At 55.5% G+C, this 19,914-nt stretch carries 13 protein-coding genes; 10 read left to right on the top strand and 3 right to left on the bottom strand.

Features of this window, described 5'->3' with window-relative positions:
- Positions 1 to 103 precede the first annotated feature (103 nt).
- A complete protein-coding gene (locus H027_RS0108670) occupies positions 104 to 2,716 on the bottom strand; it encodes an ATP-binding protein (RefSeq protein WP_024872066.1) in 2,613 nt (870 codons plus the stop codon).
- Between the two features lie 157 nt (positions 2,717 to 2,873).
- Between H027_RS0108670 and H027_RS0108665 the strand changes: the two genes are divergently transcribed.
- The 7 genes from H027_RS0108665 (at position 2,874) to H027_RS0108635 (ending at position 10,530) form a co-directional block, all read left to right on the top strand.
- Positions 2,874 to 4,397 carry a sugar ABC transporter ATP-binding protein gene (locus H027_RS0108665; protein ID WP_024872065.1) on the top strand — a complete coding sequence of 508 codons (1,524 nt, stop codon included), beginning with the start codon at positions 2,874 to 2,876 and terminating at the stop codon, positions 4,395 to 4,397.
- Positions 4,398 to 4,422: 25 nt separating this feature from the next.
- Positions 4,423 to 5,406 carry an ABC transporter permease subunit gene (locus tag H027_RS0108660; RefSeq protein WP_024872064.1) on the top strand — a complete coding sequence of 328 codons (984 nt, stop codon included), beginning with the start codon at positions 4,423 to 4,425 and terminating at the stop codon, positions 5,404 to 5,406.
- A gap of 46 nt (positions 5,407 to 5,452) precedes the next feature.
- Positions 5,453 to 6,394: an ABC transporter substrate-binding protein gene (locus tag H027_RS0108655; RefSeq protein WP_024872063.1), complete on the top strand. Its 942-nt coding sequence runs from the start codon at positions 5,453 to 5,455 to the stop codon at positions 6,392 to 6,394.
- Positions 6,395 to 6,498: 104 nt separating this feature from the next.
- A complete protein-coding gene (gene xylB / locus H027_RS0108650; RefSeq protein WP_024872062.1) occupies positions 6,499 to 7,944 on the top strand; it encodes a xylulokinase in 1,446 nt (481 codons plus the stop codon).
- Positions 7,945 to 8,634, top strand: coding sequence for a D-lyxose/D-mannose isomerase (locus tag H027_RS0108645; protein WP_024872061.1), 690 nt, complete (start codon positions 7,945 to 7,947; stop codon positions 8,632 to 8,634).
- A 10-nt stretch (positions 8,635 to 8,644) separates the two neighbouring features.
- The gene (locus H027_RS0108640) at positions 8,645 to 9,505 is read left to right on the top strand and encodes a ketose 1,6-bisphosphate aldolase (RefSeq protein WP_024872060.1); all 861 of its coding nucleotides are present in this window, start codon (positions 8,645 to 8,647) and stop codon (positions 9,503 to 9,505) included.
- Positions 9,505 to 10,530, top strand: a complete 1,026-nt coding sequence (locus tag H027_RS0108635; protein WP_024872059.1) for a carbohydrate kinase family protein — start codon at positions 9,505 to 9,507, stop codon at positions 10,528 to 10,530. Before H027_RS0108640 ends, H027_RS0108635 begins: the two co-directional genes overlap by 1 nt.
- Here the strand turns inward: H027_RS0108635 and H027_RS0108630 are convergent, their stop codons facing one another.
- Entirely contained in the window at positions 10,531 to 11,346 is an 816-nt protein-coding gene (locus H027_RS0108630; protein ID WP_237657938.1) for a response regulator, read from the bottom strand.
- 57 nt (positions 11,347 to 11,403) lie between these two features.
- Here H027_RS0108630 and mak point away from each other — a divergent pair, with 57 nt between their 5' ends.
- Positions 11,404 to 12,318 carry a fructokinase gene (gene mak, locus H027_RS0108625; RefSeq protein WP_024872057.1) on the top strand — a complete coding sequence of 305 codons (915 nt, stop codon included), beginning with the start codon at positions 11,404 to 11,406 and terminating at the stop codon, positions 12,316 to 12,318.
- Positions 12,319 to 12,379: 61 nt separating this feature from the next.
- Here mak and malT read toward each other — a convergent pair whose 3' ends face one another.
- Positions 12,380 to 15,145, bottom strand: coding sequence for an HTH-type transcriptional regulator MalT (malT, locus tag H027_RS0108620; protein WP_237657937.1), 2,766 nt, complete (start codon positions 15,143 to 15,145; stop codon positions 12,380 to 12,382).
- Positions 15,146 to 15,357: 212 nt separating this feature from the next.
- On the opposite strand from malT, the gene malP reads away from it, so the two are divergent.
- Together malP and malQ are read left to right on the top strand one after the other, a co-directional pair.
- Positions 15,358 to 17,793, top strand: a complete 2,436-nt coding sequence (gene malP, locus H027_RS0108615; protein WP_024872055.1) for a maltodextrin phosphorylase — start codon at positions 15,358 to 15,360, stop codon at positions 17,791 to 17,793.
- A 9-nt stretch (positions 17,794 to 17,802) separates the two neighbouring features.
- Positions 17,803 to 19,884: a 4-alpha-glucanotransferase gene (malQ, locus tag H027_RS0108610; RefSeq protein WP_024872054.1), complete on the top strand. Its 2,082-nt coding sequence runs from the start codon at positions 17,803 to 17,805 to the stop codon at positions 19,882 to 19,884.
- Positions 19,885 to 19,914 lie beyond the last annotated feature (30 nt).

The following is a 19,914-nucleotide window of genomic DNA, read 5'->3' as shown; positions in this document are numbered from 1 at the left end:
ACCCTTGATTCTCGGCGCTATCTTCTCCGATTTAATAACAACAGACAATCAGGATCTTGCATTAAAGCATCAAAAAAAGTGAAAATTTTTCTGTAAAAAAACATCAAATAGGCGTATAGCCCAGCAAATCTGCACATTTTTTAGCCAGATCCGCGCGAGTATAGGGTTTGGTGAGCAAAGGCCAGCTCAACTGAGCTGCTTGTTCACTGAAATCATGACCGCTGACCAACAACAATTTCAGATGTGGTCTCAGTTGTCCGGCCCGTTGCACCACCTCAATACCACCCGCCTGCCCCGGCAAGACAATATCGCTGATCAGCAATCGGACATCCTCGATGTCTCTGACCCAGGCCAGCGCCTGTTCGCTCTGGTCGGTATCCATGGTCAGACACCCCAGACTGTGCAGATATTCACACAGGGTCTGCCGCACGTCACCCTGATCTTCCAGCACCACCACCAGCGGCAGATCGGTCCCGGACCAGACCTGCGTCATTTCTGCACTCCCTGGATGTGGCTGCGTTTCTGCCTCCGCACATGGTAATTGCAGGCGCACACAGGTGCCACGCTGTGGTTCGGTATCGATCTGTACTCGTCCGCCCGATTGCCGCACAAAACCATACACCATCGATAAACCCAGACCGCTGCCTTTTCCGGCCGCCTTGGTGGTAAAAAAGGGTTCAAAGACCCGTTGCAGCACTTCTGCCGTCATACCGCAGCCCTGATCGATGACTTCGATTGTCACCATATCCTGCTCGCGACCACTGGTGCGTAGCACCCGCTGGTTGAATAGCCGTAACCGGATCACGCCGTTGCGTCCTTCCATGGCATCGCGGGCATTCACCACCAGATTCAGCAGACTGTTTTCCAGTTGGTTGGCATCCATCCAGGCCGGCCGCAGATCCGGTGCAATATCCAATTCCAGCCGCAGGGTCGCAGGCAGGGAGTGCGTCATCAGTTCCTGCAAGTTGGTGACCAGTTCCCCCAGATCGATGGCGCGCGGCCGCAACGCCTGTTTGCGCGAGAATGCCAGCAGTCGCTGCGTTAGCTGGGCTCCCCGCTCTGCCGCTTTATAGGCGCGTTCAATCCGCTGGCGGGTTCGATCTTCCAGTTCATCGGACTGTAACAGCTCCAGATTGCCGAGAATCACTGCCAACAGGTTATTAAAGTCGTGCGCAATACCGCCGGTCAGATGTCCGACCGCTTTCATTTTCTGACTATGGATCAATTCGGCTTCCAGCGTTTTGCGATCGGTACGATCCAACACCATGCTGGCCATACTCTGATTCGCCAGCCGGTTTAGACGCAATTCAACGTAACGCTCACCACTCAACTGCAGTTCCAGTGTTAAGACATTGTCATCCTCACGCCAGAGATGATCCGGAGATAGCGGTTTGCCATCACTGCGCTGTGCGCCATGCTGCTGCAGCCGCTGCAGGACTTCCCGGAAATGGGTGCCGTGCCCTATCAGATCCAGTTGTAACAAGGAGGCATATTGCGGGTTGCAGACCATCAGAGCGCCTTGTGCATCAAAGAGCGCGAAGCCGTCACGAATGGAGAGAAAGGTGGTTTCCAGTTGAATACTCTTTTCTTTGAACAGCTTCGTGACCCGTTCCAGCGACGCGGCGTTGTTGGCAAAGACGTTGAAGGCCCGTGCCAGATCGCCGAGCTCATCCTGCCGGTTCAGTGCCGGCACCTTGACCGTGCGCTCGCCCTTGGTCAGCCGGGTCATGGCATCGGCAATCGCGCTGACCAGCACCCCCAGATTGGCATAGATATAATTGCCGGCGAGCACGGTGATCAGCACCGCCAGTAACGCAAAGACCTGAATCGTTCCGGTGCTGGTCAGCAGTTCTTTATGTGTTCGCTCCGCCCGGGAACTGGCGGAATGCACGACGAGTTGCACATACTGGTTAATATCCTGATCCAGCAGATTGACCAGCGCCTTGATCCGGAAAGTGTGATAGGCAATCGCCAAGTCGCTGTTCTGCAGCTTTTCATTCAGCAGATCCACCGGCGCCAGCGCATCAATCAGTGCTTGCAGGGTGTGCTGCCGTCCGATGCTGGCTTGCGTTAATTTATCCAGCCATTGCTGGCGGACCAGTACCAGTTGTTTCAGTACATCTGGCGAAGCGGGAATGGTGAGCGTCATTTCCAGCATGTTGCGTAATAACCCCTGCTCCAGTTCGCTTGGCCAGCCGGTACCCGGTTCCTTCGCCAATAAATCAAGCTGGGACTGCGCCTGATATATCACGCTGAGCAATTCATGCCGTTCCAGATGTCGTTGCCGGGTTAAATCGAGCAGACGACGGACACTGTCCTGCAGTTCATTGCTGCGCTGATGGATGCTATCGATCAAGGCTGGTTGTTGTTGTGCCAGCGGTGCCGCCGCCATTCTGGAGAGTGAATCACGTAATGCCTGCATGGCGTTTTTCAGCAAATCAGATTCACTCTGATATTCCATCGCCCCGATGACCTGCGTCAGGCTCACCGCCACGGTCGCCACTTTGGCCGTGTTCACCCCGACTTCCATCCCGCTATTCATTTCAGTCAGGGTGCTTTCCTGCATTTCCGTCAATAAATGGCCAGCATTATTAAAACCAAATACGGCAATCACACCGATCAGCAGGGTCAGCAACACGACCAGCAGGTAAAACGACAGCAGACGACCTCTGACACCAGAAAACAAAGGCTTATGATGGGAAACGGGCGATAACATAGCGAATTCTCACAACCAACAAGGCCTTCAGAGTAGCCGCTCGCCCCCATGAACAAAAGCGCCGTTAACAATATGACAATTGTTAATCACACAAAACATACGGCATTTACACAAGGGTGTTTTACTGCTGACATGAAACTTCACCATGAGGCAGATGATGAGCGATAAACAACCCATTCTGGAGATGCGAAACATCGCCAAGCGCTTCGGCCAGTTCTACGCCCTGAAAGATGTCAGCCTGACTATCTATCCTGGCGAAGTACATTCGCTAATGGGCGAAAACGGGGCTGGTAAGAGTACGTTGATGAAAATTCTGGCCGGTGCGTACACCGCGACCGCAGGCGAGATCTTCATCGATGGTCAGCCGTTTACCATCAATGGTCCGAAAGATGCGCTGAATGCAGGTATCACACTAATTTATCAGGAAATCAATCTGGCCCCTAATCTGACGGTGGCAGAAAACATCTTTCTGGGCTCCGAAATCACCCGCAACGGCATGGTAAATCGCCAGAAAATGGAAGAAGAGACCCAGGTTGTGCTGGATCGTCTGGCTGCCCGTTTCAAAGCATCGGCGAAAGTCTCTCATCTGAGCATTGCAGAACAGCAACAGGTTGAGATCGCTCGTGCATTACACCGTAAGAGTCGGGTGCTGGTCATGGATGAACCGACCGCCGCACTCTCTTCCCGCGAAACCGACATGCTGTTCGCGCTGATTAAAAAACTGCGCAGTGAAGGTCTGGCCATCATCTACATCAGTCACCGTATGGCCGAAATTTATGAGCTCTCGGATCGCGTCAGTGTACTGCGTGACGGCCAGTATATCGGCAGCCTGATGCGCAGTGAGCTGTCTGCCAGTGAACTGGTGCGCATGATGGTCGGCCGTCCGTTAAATGACTTATTCAATAAAGACCGCGACATTCCGAAAGGTGAGCTGGTGCTGGAATGCAACGACCTGACGGATGAAGACAAGGTGCTGTCGGGTACGCTGGATGTACGGGCCGGTGAAATTGTCGGGCTGTCCGGATTGGTCGGGGCTGGTCGTTCCGAACTGGCGCAGATGATCTTCGGTGCCCGCAAAATCTCCTCCGGCAACATCAAACTTCGGGGCAAACCACTGGTGGTCAATCATCCGCGTGATGCCATCGACAACGGCATCGGGTTTCTGACCGAAAACCGCAAGGAACAAGGGCTGTTTCTGGAAATGACCGTTCACGACAACATCGTGATGGCCACCATTGAGCGCGATAGTTTTCACGGCGTGCTTAATGAACAGAAAAACCGGGCGCTCAGTGATACCGCCATCAAGGCGCTAAATATTCGGGTTCCCCACAGTCAAGTGGCCGTTGGCGGGCTGTCAGGGGGTAATCAGCAGAAATGTCTGATCTCCCGTTGGGCGGCGATTCATCCCAAACTGCTGATTCTGGATGAGCCCACCCGCGGTGTTGACGTCGGTGCGAAGAGCGAAATCTATCGCATGATGACCGATATGGCGCGCAAGGGTGTCGCAATACTGATGATTTCGAGTGAGTTGCCGGAAATTGTCGGCATGAGTGATCGGGTTTATGTCATGCGGGCCGGCAGTATTGTCGGTGAGCTGGACGGCGACGCGATTTCCCAGGAAAACATTATGGAGCTGGCTACCGGGGCAACCCACCATATCGCCGGCGCGGAAGTAGCTTGAGAGAGAGACAGGAATGAGTAACGCTATGAGCACACCCAATACCGTGGCTGCGAGCCCGAGCAAAAAATTCACGCTACACAGCGTGATCCAATCGGTAGGGATCTTGCCTGTTCTGATCCTGATTTGTGTTGGCTTCAGTCTGATGACGCCTAACTTTGCGACTGAATCCAACATCATGAACATTGTCCGCCAGTCTTCCATCAATACGGTGCTGGCAGCCGGGATGACCTTCGTCATCATTACCGGCGGGATTGACCTCTCCGTCGGTTCGATTCTGGGCACGACCGCAGTCATGGCGATGGTGACCTCGCTGGATCCGACGCTGGGCATGCTTTCCATTCCGGTGGCACTGATGGGTGGCCTGATCATGGGGACACTGAATGGCGTCATGGTTGCCTACATTGGCCTGCCTCCGTTCATTGCCACACTGGGCACCTATACGGCCTTGCGCGGTGCAGCGTACTTGCTGGCTGGCGGCACAACGGTGATCAATAACAACATCGGTTTTGAATGGATCGGTAACGCTTACCTTGGCCCTATCCCTTGGCTGGTCGTGATCGGTTTCGTCGTGATCGGTATCTGCTGGTTTATTCTGCGCAAAACCACACTGGGCATGCACGTCTATGCAGTGGGTGGTAATGCGAATGCGGCCCGTCTGACCGGTATCAAGGTCGGAATGGTACTGACTTTTGTCTATGCCCTGAGTGGTTTGCTGTCTGGCCTGGGTGGGATCATGAGTGCATCCCGTCTGTACAGCGCCAACGGCAACCTGGGTGTAGGGTATGAATTGGATGCTATCGCGGCCGTTGTTCTCGGTGGCACCAGTCTGTCCGGTGGTATTGGTACCATCACCGGCACGTTAATCGGCGCGTTGATTATTGCCGCCATGAATAACGGGATGACGCTGATGGGTGTCTCCTACTTCTGGCAGTTAGTAATCAAAGGCTGTGTGATCATCATTGCAGTTCTGATTGATAAATATCGCACCCGTAAACACGCAGGCGCCTAATGGCGCCCAACAACACCTCCAACAACAGTAACGGAGTACAACAACTATGCGTTTGAACAAACTGATGTCTACCCTGCTCGCAGCAGCAGTTATCACCACCGCGCCACTGGCTCAGGCCAAAGAGCTGAAATCCATCGGTGTTACCGTGGGCGATCTGGCCAACCCTTTCTTCGTTCAGATCACCAAAGGTGCTGAAATGAAGGCGCGTGAGCTGGCAGGCAAAGATGTCAAAGTGACTCTGGTTTCCAGCGGCTATGACTTGGGCCAACAAGTGACTCAAATCGATAACTTCATCGCCGCTGGTGTGGATATGATCGTATTGAACGCGGCAGATTCCAAAGGTATCGCCCCTGCCGTTAAACGTGCTCAGAAAGCCGGGATCGTGGTCGTAGCGGTTGACGTAGCTGCAGAAGGTGCTAACGCCACTGTCACCTCAAACAACACACAAGCCGGTCAAATGGGTTGCCAATATATTGCTGACAAACTGCACGGTCGCGGCGATGTCGTGATCATCAACGGCCCACCAGTATCTGCTGTTACCAACCGTGTTGATGGCTGTATGGATACCTTCAAAAAATATCCAAACATCAAAGTGCTTTCTTCTAACCAGAACGGTAAAGGTAGCCGTGAAGGTGGCTTAGAAGTGATGACTTCTCTGCTGGCAGCACATCCGAAAATTGATGCGGTATTCGCGATTAACGACCCAACCGGTATCGGTGCTGACTTAGCTGCTAAACAGGCACAACGTAAAGAGTTCTTCATCGTCGGTGTCGACGGTTCACCTGATGCAGAAGTGGCGCTGAAACGTAACGACAACCTGTTCGTAGCAACACCAGCACAAGATCCACAAGTCATGGCTTCTAAAGCTGTTGAAATCGGCTACAACATTCTGCAGGGCAAACCTGCACCGAAAGAACCAGTGCTGATCCCTGTAACCCTGATCGACCGCAATAACGTGAAGGACTACAAAGGCTGGACCGTTAAATAATTTACCCCGTACGACACGCCGCCATCTGGCGGCGTTTTTTGCTCTCAGGTGAGGTCTTTTATGAAAAAGCCCTCACCTGATGGCAATGTTCCAGGAGCCCGTTTATGTTCCTTGGTATTGATTTAGGCACCTCCAGTCTCAAAATTGTATTGCTGGATCGCCATGAAAACCTGCTCGACAGTGTCTCCGAATCTCTCACTGTGCAGCACCCGCGACCCGGTTTTAGTGAACAAGACCCGCAGGCTTGGTGGCAGGCTCTGCAGCACGCCATGCAACAGCTCAAAAGCCGTCAGGCAGACGCCTTACAGCAAGTCTGCGGCATCGGTTTCAGTGGCCAGATGCACGGCGCCACATTGCTGGATGAGCACGGCGAAGTACTCAGACCTTGTATTTTATGGAACGACGGCCGCAGTGCCGAAGAGTGTCACTGGCTGGAGCAACAAGCTGACTTTGTCGGTATTACCGGCAACCGGGTTATGGCAGGATTCACCGCCCCGAAATTACTTTGGGTGCAGCGTCATGAGCCGGCCATTTTTGCCCGCATCGCCCATATCCTGCTGCCAAAAGATTATTTGCGTTACCGGATGAGTGGCGATTTTGCCAGTGATCTGTCGGACAGCGCCGGTACACTGTGGCTCGACACGGCCCGCCGTTGCTGGAGCGAGGAATTGCTGGTCGCCTGCAATCTTAGTTTGGGCCAGATGCCGATCTTATACGAAGGCAATCAGGTAACCGGAACACTCTATGATTCTCTGGCCGATGAATGGGGTTTGCCTCGCAACACGCCATTGGTCGCGGGTGCCGGTGACAATGCCGCCAGTGCCATTGGCCTGGGTGTGCTTCAGGCAGGTGACGGCTTTGTCTCGCTGGGTACATCAGGCGTTATTTTTTCCGCCTCCGAACAGTATTACGCCAACCCGCAGCAGGCCGTCCACAGTTTCTGTCATGCCCTGCCCGATCGCTGGCATCAGATGGCGGTGACATTAAGTGCCGCCGCCTCCCTAAGCTGGTTTTCAGCCCTGACCTCAACGCCAGAGGCACAACTGGCTCAGGAAGCAGAGCAGCATGATGCGGGGGATGTGTTGTTTGCTCCCTATCTCAGTGGTGAGCGAACACCGTGGAATAATCCTCACGTCCGAGGTGCTTTCTTTGGGCTGGCCAGTGACAGCCAGCGCGGCAATCTGGCCCGGGCGGTGCTGGAGGGGGTCGCATTTTCACTGACCGACGGTTATCGCGCCTTGCAGCAAGCTGGGTGTGCGCCGAATCAGATGATCGCCACCGGCGGGGGCGCCCGCAGCCACTTCTGGTTACAACTGATCGCCGATCTCACCCAGTGCCGCATCATCGTGCCGACATATGCCGATGTGGGGGCCGCCTTTGGTGCCGCACGACTGGCGCGGCTGGCCATCGAACCGGACGCATTACACCATCTGAACTCACACAGCACGCCCGCCTCGGCCATTATCAGACCACAACCGCAGGCGGCTTTGCAGGAACGCTACCTGCGCTATCAGCAACAGACCCGCTGGCTGTGCCGGCAGGAGGCTTGAATGCAACGCTCAGCGATCAATGCGTTTCTTCAGGAAACCAAAGCGTTCTTTGCGCAACATGGTATCTATTTACCGCCCTTTGCTCATTTCACGCCGCAGGATTGGGCACAGCAGGATCTGTCTCGTTATCAGGAAATCTTTGATCTCCAGCTCGGCTGGGATGTCACCGACATGGGCAGCAATGACTTCGTCCATACCGGCTTGACGTTGTTCACGCTGCGCAACGGTTCCGTTGGCGGCAAGCCGTATCCTAAGCCTTATGCGGAAAAGATCATGCTGGTGCGCGAAGGCCAGCGTACCCCAATGCATTTCCACTGGTACAAGATGGAAGACATCATCCATCGCGGAGGGGGTGATCTCATCATTGAATTGTATAACCGCACAGTTGATGAGTGCTGTGCAGACACGGATGTGGACATTGTTCTGGATGGAGAACGCCAGCGTCATGCCCCCGGCAGCCAGCTACGCCTGAAAGCCGGACAAAGCATCTCTCTGACGCAGGGGATCTACCACTCCTTCTGGGCCGAACCAGGGAAAGGTGCCGTCATTCTCGGCGAAGTATCCATGGTCAACGACGACAAAGCTGATAACCGCTTTCTGCAACCTCAGGCACGATTCAGTGACATTGTCGAAGACGAAGCACCGTTACACCTGCTGTGTAACGAATATTCCCGTTTCCTGCCTCTTTAAGGAGCCATTCATGTCACTGATTTCTCTTGCTCAGGGTTTAAAACATGCCAGCCAGAACGGTTATGCACTGGGCGCGTTTAATGTACTGGACACCCATTTCCTGCGTGCGCTGTTTGCGGCAGCAGAAGCCCAAAAATCACCGTTCATCATCAATATCGCCGAAGTGCATTTTAAATATGTTTCTCTGGAAGCGATCTGTGCTGCCATCAAAGCCGAAGCGGCGCTGCATGATATTCCGGTGGTGCTGAACCTTGACCACGGCACCAGCTTTGACGCCATCATGAAAGCCATTCGTCTGGGCTTTACCTCGGTGATGTTTGACGGTTCCGGTCTGAGTTATGACGAGAATATCCGTCAGACCACCGAAGTGGTGAAAATGTGTCATGCACTCGGCATCTCGGTCGAAGCCGAACTCGGCGCGGTCGGTGGTGATGAGGGCGGCTCCCTGTATGGTTCCTGCGACAGCAGCAAATTTACCGATCCGGCCAAAGCCACCGATTTCGTGACTCGTACCGGCATTGATGCCCTCGCCGTCGCGATCGGCAATGTGCATGGGAAATACCGTGGCGAACCGCAGCTCGATTTTCCCCGCTTACAGGCGATCCGTGAGCAGACCGGTTTACCCTTGGTGTTACACGGTGGTTCGGGCATCAGTGATGCCGATTTCCGCAAAGCTATTTCGCTCGGCATCCACAAAATCAATTTCTACACCGGCATGTCACAAAGTGCACTGATTGCCGTGGAACAGGCCATGCAACATCGTGAAACCGCCTATGATGAACTGGCGCATATGCTGATGGGCATTGAATCTGCCATCCAGCAAACCGTGGAAGGCCAGATGCAGATCTTCGGCAGCGCAGGACAAGCCTGATGAACGCCGCACGTTGTGGCATCCTCGCCGCCGGTACAATGCTGGTGGATCATGTCCACCTGATCGATGACTGGCCGGAACAAGGGCGACTGGCGACGATCCTGCACAGTGAAAGCGCGACCGGAGGTGCGGTACCGAATGTGTTGCGCACGCTGGCGCGGATGAAAACAGGTCTGCCGCTAGCCGCGGTCGGCCTGGTCGGGGATGATCTGGATGGCGAGTTTATCCGCCAATGTCTGCTCGATGATGATATTGATTGCCGCTGGCTGCAGGCGGCGGCACTGCCCACCAGCATGACTCAGGTGATGACCAACCACCGCAACGGCCAGCGCACCTTTTTCCATGCCCACGGTTGCAATGCCGCGTTTGACGCATCGCTGCTTGCTGAACTGCACACGCCACACAAGATCGTCCATCTGGCCTATCTGTTGCTGTTACAACAACTGGAAAAACCCGATGCCGATTATGGCATTGTGGCAGCCCGCCTCTTCCACCAGCTACAGCAGAAGGGTTACCTGACGGCACTCGATCTGGTATCGGTCGATGAACCGGTACGGGCCAGAAAAGTGGTGTTACCCACTCTGCCCTATGTCGACTATCTCATCATTAACGAGCTGGAAGCCGCGACGCTGGTCGGAAAACCCCTGCGACAGGCAGATGGCACACCGCATGCCGCCGGAATTGCCGACGCAGCGCGGGAACTGCTGCATCTGGGGGTAAAACAGGTCGTGGTGATCCACAGCCCGGAAGGCGCCTGGGCCGCCAAATCGGATGGGGAAAGCCTGTTTGTGCCCGCTTACTGGATTGAGCCACAGGAAATTGCCGGTACGGTCGGTGCCGGCGATGCGTTCTGCGCCGGCGTGCTGTATGCACTGCATCAGCAATGGGGATTACGCGAGACGCTGCAACTGGGAAATGCCTGTGCGCGGTTTAACCTGCGCAGCACCAACGCCGTAGATGGTGCTGCTCCGCTTGGCGAATTGCGGGCCTTTATTACCGCACACTCGACTCAGGAACAGGAGTGATCAGCCTTTATGCACGACCGTGACTTCCCGCGACAGCACATAACCGGCACCACGGATGGTGCGGATATATTCCGGCTGTTTCGGGTTGGGTTCGATTTTGCGGCGCAGTCGCATAATCAGCACATCGATGGTCCGGTCAAACACATCGAGGGCATCGCTGTGCGTCAGTTCCAGCAGTTGATCACGGCTCAGCACCTTGCGAGCATTTTTCAGCAACACGGTCAGCAGCGAGTATTCGCCCTGAGTCAGTTCGATGTCCTCGCCATCCGGGGTTTGCAATCGCCCCGTATGCGTGTTGAGCAACCAGCCATCGAAGCGATAGCCGGGGCCACTGACCGGAACCATGCCCCGGCGCGGCGCATTTTCGCTGACCGGCGTGCGCCGCAGAACGGCTTTGACGCGGGCCACCACGATGCGGGGCACGAACGGTTTGGCGATGTAGTCATCGGCGCCCATTTCCAGCCCGACAATCATGTCCGACTCGGTCGCCAGACCGGTCAGCATAATCACGGGCAGATCGGGGAATTGCATGCGAATTTGCTGTAACAATAACAGCCCGCTCATATCGGGCAGCATCAGATCCAGCAGCACCAGCGCGATATCCGGCTCTTGCTGCAACGTGTGTAGCGCTGCTTGCGCCAGATGACAGCTTCTGACTTCAAACACGTGCTCGCTGAGCACATCGGTCAGTAATTCGCAGATGGCGATGTCATCATCCACAACCAGGATCTTGTTTTTCATTGGTAATATCAGACTCGAACAGGAAAACAGATAACGTAAATTGTAGTCATTTGTGATGATGAGACCAGAGAACAACCTATGAACTGTGAGCTGACCTGCGTCAGCAACATCAACAATAAGAGGAAATGAAACGTGCGCATCGGAATTGATTTAGGCGGTACCAAGATTGAAGTGATCGCGCTGGACAGCGACGGCGGTGAGTTGTTCCGCAAACGCGTGCCAACTCCACGCCACGATTACCAACAAACATTAGCGGCAATTGCAGGGTTGGTTTTCGATGCCGAAGCGGCCACCGGCCGTAAAGGCTCGGTTGGTCTAGGCATTCCCGGCACCATTTCGCCGTTCACCGGCAAGGTCAAAAATGCCAATTCCACCTGGCTGAACGGCCAGCCATTAGATAAGGATCTGGAAGCACTGCTGGATCGGCCGGTACGGATTGCCAACGATGCCAACTGTCTGGCAGTGTCGGAAGCCACTGACGGCGCCGGGGCTGGCGGCAAAGTGGTATTTGCAGTCATCATCGGCACCGGTTGCGGTTCCGGCATCGCAATCAATGGCCGCGTACACGCCGGTGGCAACGGGATCGCCGGTGAATTTGGGCATAACCCGCTGCCGTGGATCGATGAAGAAGAGTGGACTTATCAGAACGCCACACCCTGTTATTGCGGCAAAAAAGGGTGTATTGAGACCTATGTTTCCGGTACCGGATTTGCCAACAGTTACAAATTCGCGACCGGCATAGAACGCAAAGGGGCCGAGATCATGGCGCTGGTCGCCCAGGGCGATGCCGCCGCCATCAAGGCAATTGAAGATTATGAACGCCGTCTCGCCAAAGCACTGGCCCATGCCGTCAACCTGATGGACCCGGACGTGATCGTGTTGGGTGGTGGCATGAGCAATATCGACCGCATTTACGAGAACGTGCCCCGTCTGATGAAAGAGTATGCCTTCGGGGGTGAATGCGAAACGCCGGTACGCAAAGCCCTGCATGGCGACTCCAGCGGTGTCCGCGGCGCCGCCTGGCTGTGGCAACGAGACGATCTGTAAGCCTGTTTTTCTCCGCTGTTAAACGAGGTGTCCGCAAGGACACCTTTCCTCTTTCCTATAGCTACACCCCATACCCCATCAGCCTCAGCAGTTTCTGGGCCTGTTCCACTGCATCCTGCCGGTGCAGAATGCCCAGCTTCTGATAGAGATTACGGATGTGGGTCTTGATGGTTGTGGCCGCGACATCCAGCTCGACGGCGATCTGTTCGTTGCTGTAACCGGAATAGATCAACCCCAGCACCTGCCATTCACGCTGGGTCAGCGGGCTGGTGCGGATCAGCTCGGGCACGTTCGGATGATTCAGCAGTTTCTCGACAAAGCCTTCATCAAAATGGGCAAATTTGTGACGGTGATGCTGGTTGATGTCTTTCAGCAACCGTTGCGCCTTGTGCAGCTCCATCTCCGACAGGGTATTGAGCTGTAACAATTGACGCAGCAGCTGCGCGACGATCTCGCCTTCAATCACGAAATGGCTGACAAAGCCGGTACGATTCGACAGCGTCAGCGCTTCCATCAATGCCCGCTGCGCTTCACTGCGTTCGTTACGCTGCCAGTGCAGCACGGTGCAGAGCAACAGATTACGGTTCAGATCGCTGTAGAGATTCAGCCGCCGCGCTTCGATGTTGAGATGCTGTAACACCGCCGCTGCCTCCTCGTTTTCATCGAGGATCAAATGGGCGCGCGCGATGTTGCGCCACTGCCCCTGCAGGAAGTGGTTGCAGGCCGCCTCTGGGCGTGCCGCCTGCGCCAGCCAGCTGCGCACCGCCTGCTTGTCGCCGGTCATCTGCCAGTAGAGCAGACGCGGGATATCCGCATTGGTGATCCAGTCGCTGTGATAGTCGGCATTGTGCAGCAAGACCTCGCAGCGTTGCAGATGCTGACTGGCATTGTCGATATCACCGCGCGCCAGCGAGACTTTCGCCAGCATCGCCACACACTGCAACTGCTGTTTGGCTTCATAACCGGACAGCACCTGCAAGCCCTGGCGGGCACAGCTTTCCGCTTCATCGAGCCGGTACCATGACCAGAGGATCTGGGCCCGAATGCGCAGCAAAAACTCATGCAGCGGCAACTGTTCGAGATGCTGGGTCTGCACCAGCTCCAGCGCTTTGTCCTGTACCTCATAGGCCGCCTGCAGGAAGCCTTGCGCAATCAGGATTTCACTCTGCTGCAACAGGGCCCACAGCGCATAATGGTAGGTGCCGTGGCGTCGCGCCATCTGTTCGGTGCGTTGCATCATCGGCAGGGCACTGCTCAGTTGGCCGAGATAGTGATGCACTTCGCCAATGACCGAAGTAGCAACGATGCGGCCATAGAAATTGGTTTGCGGCAGCTGCATCAACGCTTCACGCGCCAGCTGCAGGGCCTCTTCCGGCCGGTTGGCATTCAGCGCCACCTGTGCGCGCAGGGCATTGAATTCCCCCTGCAACGCCTCGTTGAGCCGGACCTGATGTTCGGCCATCGCCTGTTTGGCCCGCTCCAGCAGCGCATCCACCTGCGTGTAACGGTGCTGACTCTGCGCCAGCCAGGCCTGCAACAGCACCAGATTCGGGCTCTGGATCAATTCGTTATACGGCAACGCCTCCAGACAGCCGGAGAGCAATTCCAGCTCGCCGTGATGAAACAGCGACCAGCCGTATTGCAACAGAATTTCCCGCAACAGCAGAGCATCGTTGGCCGCCAGTGCATGATGGATCGCCTCGGATGGAATGTTCAGTGCCTGCCAGCCTGCCGCGGCCCGACGATGCAATTCCGGCAGTTCGGCCGAGAGTTGCTGCTGGCAGCAATTCTGCAAAAACGACGCAAACAGCGGGTGGAAACGGAACCAGATGGTGTCGCCATCCATATCCATACGCTGTACAAACAGACCACGTCGTTCCAGCTCGCTGAGTTGTGCCAGCCCGTCCTGCCGTCCGGTCAGTTTCGCCACCAGCGAATCGTTCATCGAGCGCAACACCGAGCAGCGCAGCAGAAAACTGCGGGTCGGCTCGTCGATGCGATCCATCACCTCTTCCGCCAAATATTCCCACAGATAGGCCGTGTTCAACCCCGACAGCTTGCGGGCTGACTGATGCGCCGTCGCGCGCGAATCCGGGGATGACAGCGCAATCAGCTGCAAGGCGGTCGCCCAGCCCTCCACCTCATCACAGAGGAAGGCACTGTCCTGTTCATCCATCGGGGTCGCCAGACGGTTGCAGAAAAACTGCTGCGCTTCCGCATGGTTAAACGCCAGCAGACGGTTATCCAGCTCCAGCAACTGCTCGCGGACCCGCAGATTGGCGATCCCGAGCGGAGGCAGTGAGCGGGAGATCACCACCAGCGTCAGGTTATCCGGCTGGTTACGCAGGAAGAAGCGCATGGCTTCATGGATATCCTCATTATCGATCAGATGGTAATCGTCGATGATGAGATACGTCGGTTCGCTCCAGTCAGCCAGTTCGGCAAAGACCTGGCTGAGCAGCGACGAAAGACGGGCATACTGGTGCTTCTGACTGAGCGCCTCACTCTTCACGCAATGCCCGCCCGTCGCATGTTGCAATGCGGCAATCAGATAACGGGCAAACCGTTCCGGCTGATTGTCACTGTCATCCAGCGAAAACCAGCCCACGTGTGGCAAGGTGGCTGCCCACTGGGCCATCAGCGTCGTTTTGCCATAACCAGCCGGGCCGTGCAGCAAGACCAGACGATAGTCGAGCGCGGTCTGCAATCGTTGCAGTAAACGCTCCCGGATGATGGCATTTTGCAGGCGGACCGGGCGGCTCAATTTTGAAGGGATCAGCATAAACGTCGTTTCCAGTGTTCTGTGGTCACGCAACGGCCACAGCATAATATTTCCAACTGCGGCACACGGTGCCTGCAGGGGGATCTTTTTTCAATACAGTGCTTCACAAAACCATACTAACTGCTCACTAATCGACTGTCCTACGCCCTACTCATCCTCCCCATTAATCTTTTTTCAGGAGGAGGTAACGGCTGATTTTTCGCTTCAGGATAGCCATCAATAGATTTGGGTTTTCCTGATGACGAAGGACAAAACGAATGATAAGCAAAAAACAAAGTAAGAAAGCAGCTCCATTCTCGGCCAGCGATTTTGAGGCAGCGCTGACCCGTCAATGGCAACGTTTTGGTTTGCAATCTGCAACCGAAATGACTCCCTATCAATGGTGGTTAGCGGTCAGTGCAGCCGTAAACGAACAAGTTGCAGCTCGCCGGGCCGAAGGCCAGTTGCGAGCCGCCAGTGGTGCCGATCGCCATGTCAACTACCTGTCATTGGAGTTTCTGGTCGGTCGTCTGACCCTGAACAACCTGATCAGTCTCGACTGCGTGGACGTGGTCACGGACGTCGTGAAAAAATATGGCCGTGAACTCTCGGATCTGCTGGAGCAGGAAGTCGACCCAGGTTTAGGTAATGGCGGGTTGGGCCGTCTTGCTGCCTGTTTCCTCGACTCCATGGCCGCCATCGATCAGCCGGCAACCGGTTATGGTCTGAGCTACCAGTATGGTCTGTTCCGTCAGTCGTTCCGCAATGGCGAACAGCATGAAGCGCCGGATGACTGGCACAGCGAACACTATCCATGGCTGACCAAGCACATTGATTTCTCCATTCCAGTCGGGTTTGGCGGTGAAGTCCGCACTGATGTGGAAGGGCGTCAATATTGGGTGCCTGCCGTCACCATTCAGGGTGATGCACATGATCTGCCGATCCTTGGTTATCACAATCAGGTCGTGCAAAAACTGCGTCTGTGGCACGCCAACCACCCGACCCCGCTCGATCTGCAAAAATTCAATGACGGCGAATACTTAAATGCCGTTGAAAACGGTGTAAACGCCAGCAAGCTCTGCAAAGTACTCTATCCGAGTGACAACCATCAGCCCGGTAAAGAACTGCGCCTGATGCAACAATACTTCCATTGTGCCTGTTCGATTGCCGATATTCTGCATCGTCATCTGGCTGCGGGTCGCACCCTGTTATCGCTGCCGGATTACGAAGTGATCCAGCTGAACGATACCCATCCGACCATCGCGATCCCGGAACTGATGCGCGTATTGCTGGATGAACACCAGATGTGCTGGGAAGATGCTTGGTCGATCTGTACCCGTCTGTTTGCCTACACCAACCACACCCTGCTGCCGGAAGCGCTGGAATGCTGGCCGCAGGATCTGGTCGCCACCTTGCTGCCACGCCACTTCTACATCATTGACGAAATCGATCGCCGCTTCATGGCACTGGCACAACAACAGTGGCCGAATGATGGCAGCATCGGCGAGAAAGTCGCCGTGATTTATGATGGCCGCATCCGCATGGCCAACCTGTGTGTAGTGACCTGCTTTGCCATCAACGGGGTCGCGCAGTTGCACTCCGATCTGGTGAAAAGCGATCTGTTCCCGGAATACAACGAACTGTGGCCACAGAAGTTCCATAACGTCACCAACGGCATCACGCCACGTCGCTGGCTGAAACAGTGCAACCCGGAACTGGCAACGCTGCTGGATGAAACACTGAAAATCGACTGGGCGTGCGATCTCGATACCCTGCGTGATCTCGAACCGTTTGCAGCCAAAGCCGACTTCCGCCACCGTTACCGCGACATCAAGTTTGCCAATAAACAACGTCTGGCCGACTATGTCTTGAAAACACAGGGCATCAAGCTCGACCCGCATGCGATCTTCGACGTGCAGATCAAACGTCTGCATGAATACAAACGTCAGCACCTGAACCTGCTGCAGATCATCGCCCGTTATCAGGAACTGCGTGCTAACCCAAGCCTGTCGGTACCGCCACGTGTTTATCTGTTTGCAGCCAAAGCGGCTCCTGGCTACCACCTGGCGAAAAACATCATTCTGGCGATCAACAAGGTGGCGGAGCGCATCAACAACGATCCGTTCGTCAACGATAAACTGAAAGTGGTATTCCTGCCGGATTACCGCGTCACTCTGGCGGAACTGCTGATCCCGGCGGCGGATGTCTCCGAGCAGATCTCAACGGCTGGTAAAGAGGCGTCCGGTACCGGCAACATGAAACTGGCCATGAACGGCGCCATGACCGTCGGTACGCTGGACGGTGCCAACGTGGAAATCTCCGAGCAGGTCGGCCGTGACAATCTGTTCATCTTCGGTCACACCGTCGAGCAGGTGAAAGCGATCCAGGCTGCGGGTTACAACCCTCAGCAGTACTATCAGCAGAACCCACGTCTGAAAGCGGCGCTGGATGAACTGATGAGCGGTTATTACACCCCGGAAAATCCACAGGCACTGCAACCGCTCTGGCACAGCCTGATGGAAGCGGGTGATCCGTATCTGGTGCTGGCTGATTTCGATGCCTACTGGCAGGCGCAACAGCAGGTCGATGCGCTGTACAAACAACCGGAAGAGTGGCTGCGTCGTTGCATCCTGAATACCGCGCGGACTGGCATGTTCAGCTCCGATCGCTCAATCCGTGACTACCAGCGCCAAATTTGGCAACCTGCAAAATAAGGAAGCCTCATGGATATCTCAGTTATCGAAGCGGCCGCGAAAGCGGCCGGTATTGCCGACAGTTATATCAGTGCGAGTGGCGAGCCGGTACGGATCTCTCCCAGTACGCAGGAAAAAATTCTGGACGCACTGGGCAACATCCCCCTCCAGAGCAGCGCCTTGCCACCGGTGAATGTCTTCCGCCAGGGCGAGGTGCCGCGCATTTTGCTGCAAGATTCCGTCGATGATGTCTGTCACTGGCGGTTACAGCCGGAAACCGGCAAAGCCATGCGCGGCGGTGTGGTGCACGGTTTTCTGACCCTGCCCGAAAATCTGCCGCTCGGCTATTACAAACTTTGCCTGTTGCAAGGCCGCAAAGTCATCGCCGAAAGCCGGGTGATCATTGCCCCTGCCCGTTGTTATGAACCGGAAGCCATTCAACAGGGCAACAAGACTTGGGGTGCTTGTGTCCAGCTCTATACCCTGCGCTCAGAGGAAAACTGGGGGATCGGGGATTTTGCCGATCTGAAACAAATGGTCAGCGCACTGGCTGCGCAAGGGGCCGATTTTGTCGGTCTGAACCCGTTGCATGCCCTCTATCCGGCGAGCCCTGACAGCGCCAGTCCGTACAGCCCATCCTCCCGTCGCTGGTTAAACATCATTTACATTGCCGTGCATAAACTGCCCGACTTCCAATTAAGTTCGGCGGCTCAGCTTTGGTGGCAAAATCCGGAAGTCCAGCAGCAATTGCAGGCGGCGCGCGCCAGCGACAATGTCGATTATCCGCAAGTCACCGCCCTGAAACTGACCGGTCTGAAACTGGCCTATCAGTATTTTGCATCGCTGCCGCACGACATTCCCCGCGTGGTGGAGTTTGAGCAGTTCTGCAAACAACACGGTGAAAGCCTGCAACAACAGGCGACCTACGATGCCCTGCATGCCTGGCTGAAACAGCAGGATGCCAACGCCTGGGGCTGGCCAGCCTGGCCCGTCGAATATCAGCAATGGGACAGTTCTGCCCGCATGCAGTTCCGTAAGGAACATGGCGACGAGATCCGTTTCTATGCCTGGTTGCAATGGCTGGCGCAAGGCCAGTTACAGGAATGCCAGCAGACCGCACGTGATGCAGGAATGCTGATCGGGCTCTATCGCGATCTGGCGGTCGGCGTGACCGAAGGCGGCACCGAAACCTGGTGTGACCGTGAATTGTATTGCCTGAAAGCCTCTGTTGGCGCACCACCGGATATTCTCGGCCCACTCGGTCAGAACTGGGGTCTGCCACCGATGAGTCCGCAGGTGATGCGGCAACGTGGTTATCAGCCTTTCATCGACCTGATCCAGGCCAACATGAAAGCCTGTGGCGCGCTGCGTATCGACCATGTCATGGGTCTGCTGCGTCTGTGGTGGGTGCCGCAGGGTTGCACCGCGGTAGATGGCGCGTTTGTCAGCTACCCGGTCGATGATCTGCTCGCCATTCTGGCGCTGGAAAGTCAGCGTCATCAGTGCATGGTGATTGGTGAAGATCTCGGCACCGTACCGGCTGAGATTGTCGCCAAGCTGCGTGACAACGGCGTCTATTCCTACAAGGTGTTCTACTTTGAACGCGCTCCGGCACCGGACAGCGGCTTCTATGCGCCACAGGATTATCCGGCGCAGGCGATGACCACCCTGTCGACCCATGATATGCCAACGCTGTACGGCTACTGGCAGGCGGATGATCTGACGCTGGGGCAACACCTCGGTCTGTATCCGGATGCCGAAGTACTGGCGAGTCTGTATGCCGATCGCGAACATGCCAAACAACGCATGCTCGACAGTCTGCACAGCCAGCACAGTCTGCCAGAGGAATACAGCCGTAACGCCCACGGCATGATGATGAACCCGGTACTGAACCGTGGCATTCATTTGCACGTGGCACAAAGCAACAGTGCGTTGCTGGGCCTGCAACCGGAAGACTGGCTGAACATGACAATGCCGGTCAATATTCCTGGCACCACCCATGAGATTTACCCCAACTGGCGTCGCAAGTTGAGCACTCCGCTAGAAGCAATGTTCCAAAATCCTGATGTCATCTCGCTTCTGGCCGAAATAAACCGGCGCCGCCGACAGTAATCCCGCTGTTCGGTATTTGGGACTGCCTTG

Source organism: Tolumonas lignilytica (assembly GCF_000527035.1).
GTDB lineage: Bacteria > Pseudomonadota > Gammaproteobacteria > Enterobacterales > Aeromonadaceae > Tolumonas > Tolumonas lignilytica.
This window is presented reverse-complemented; position numbering and strand designations above follow the sequence as displayed.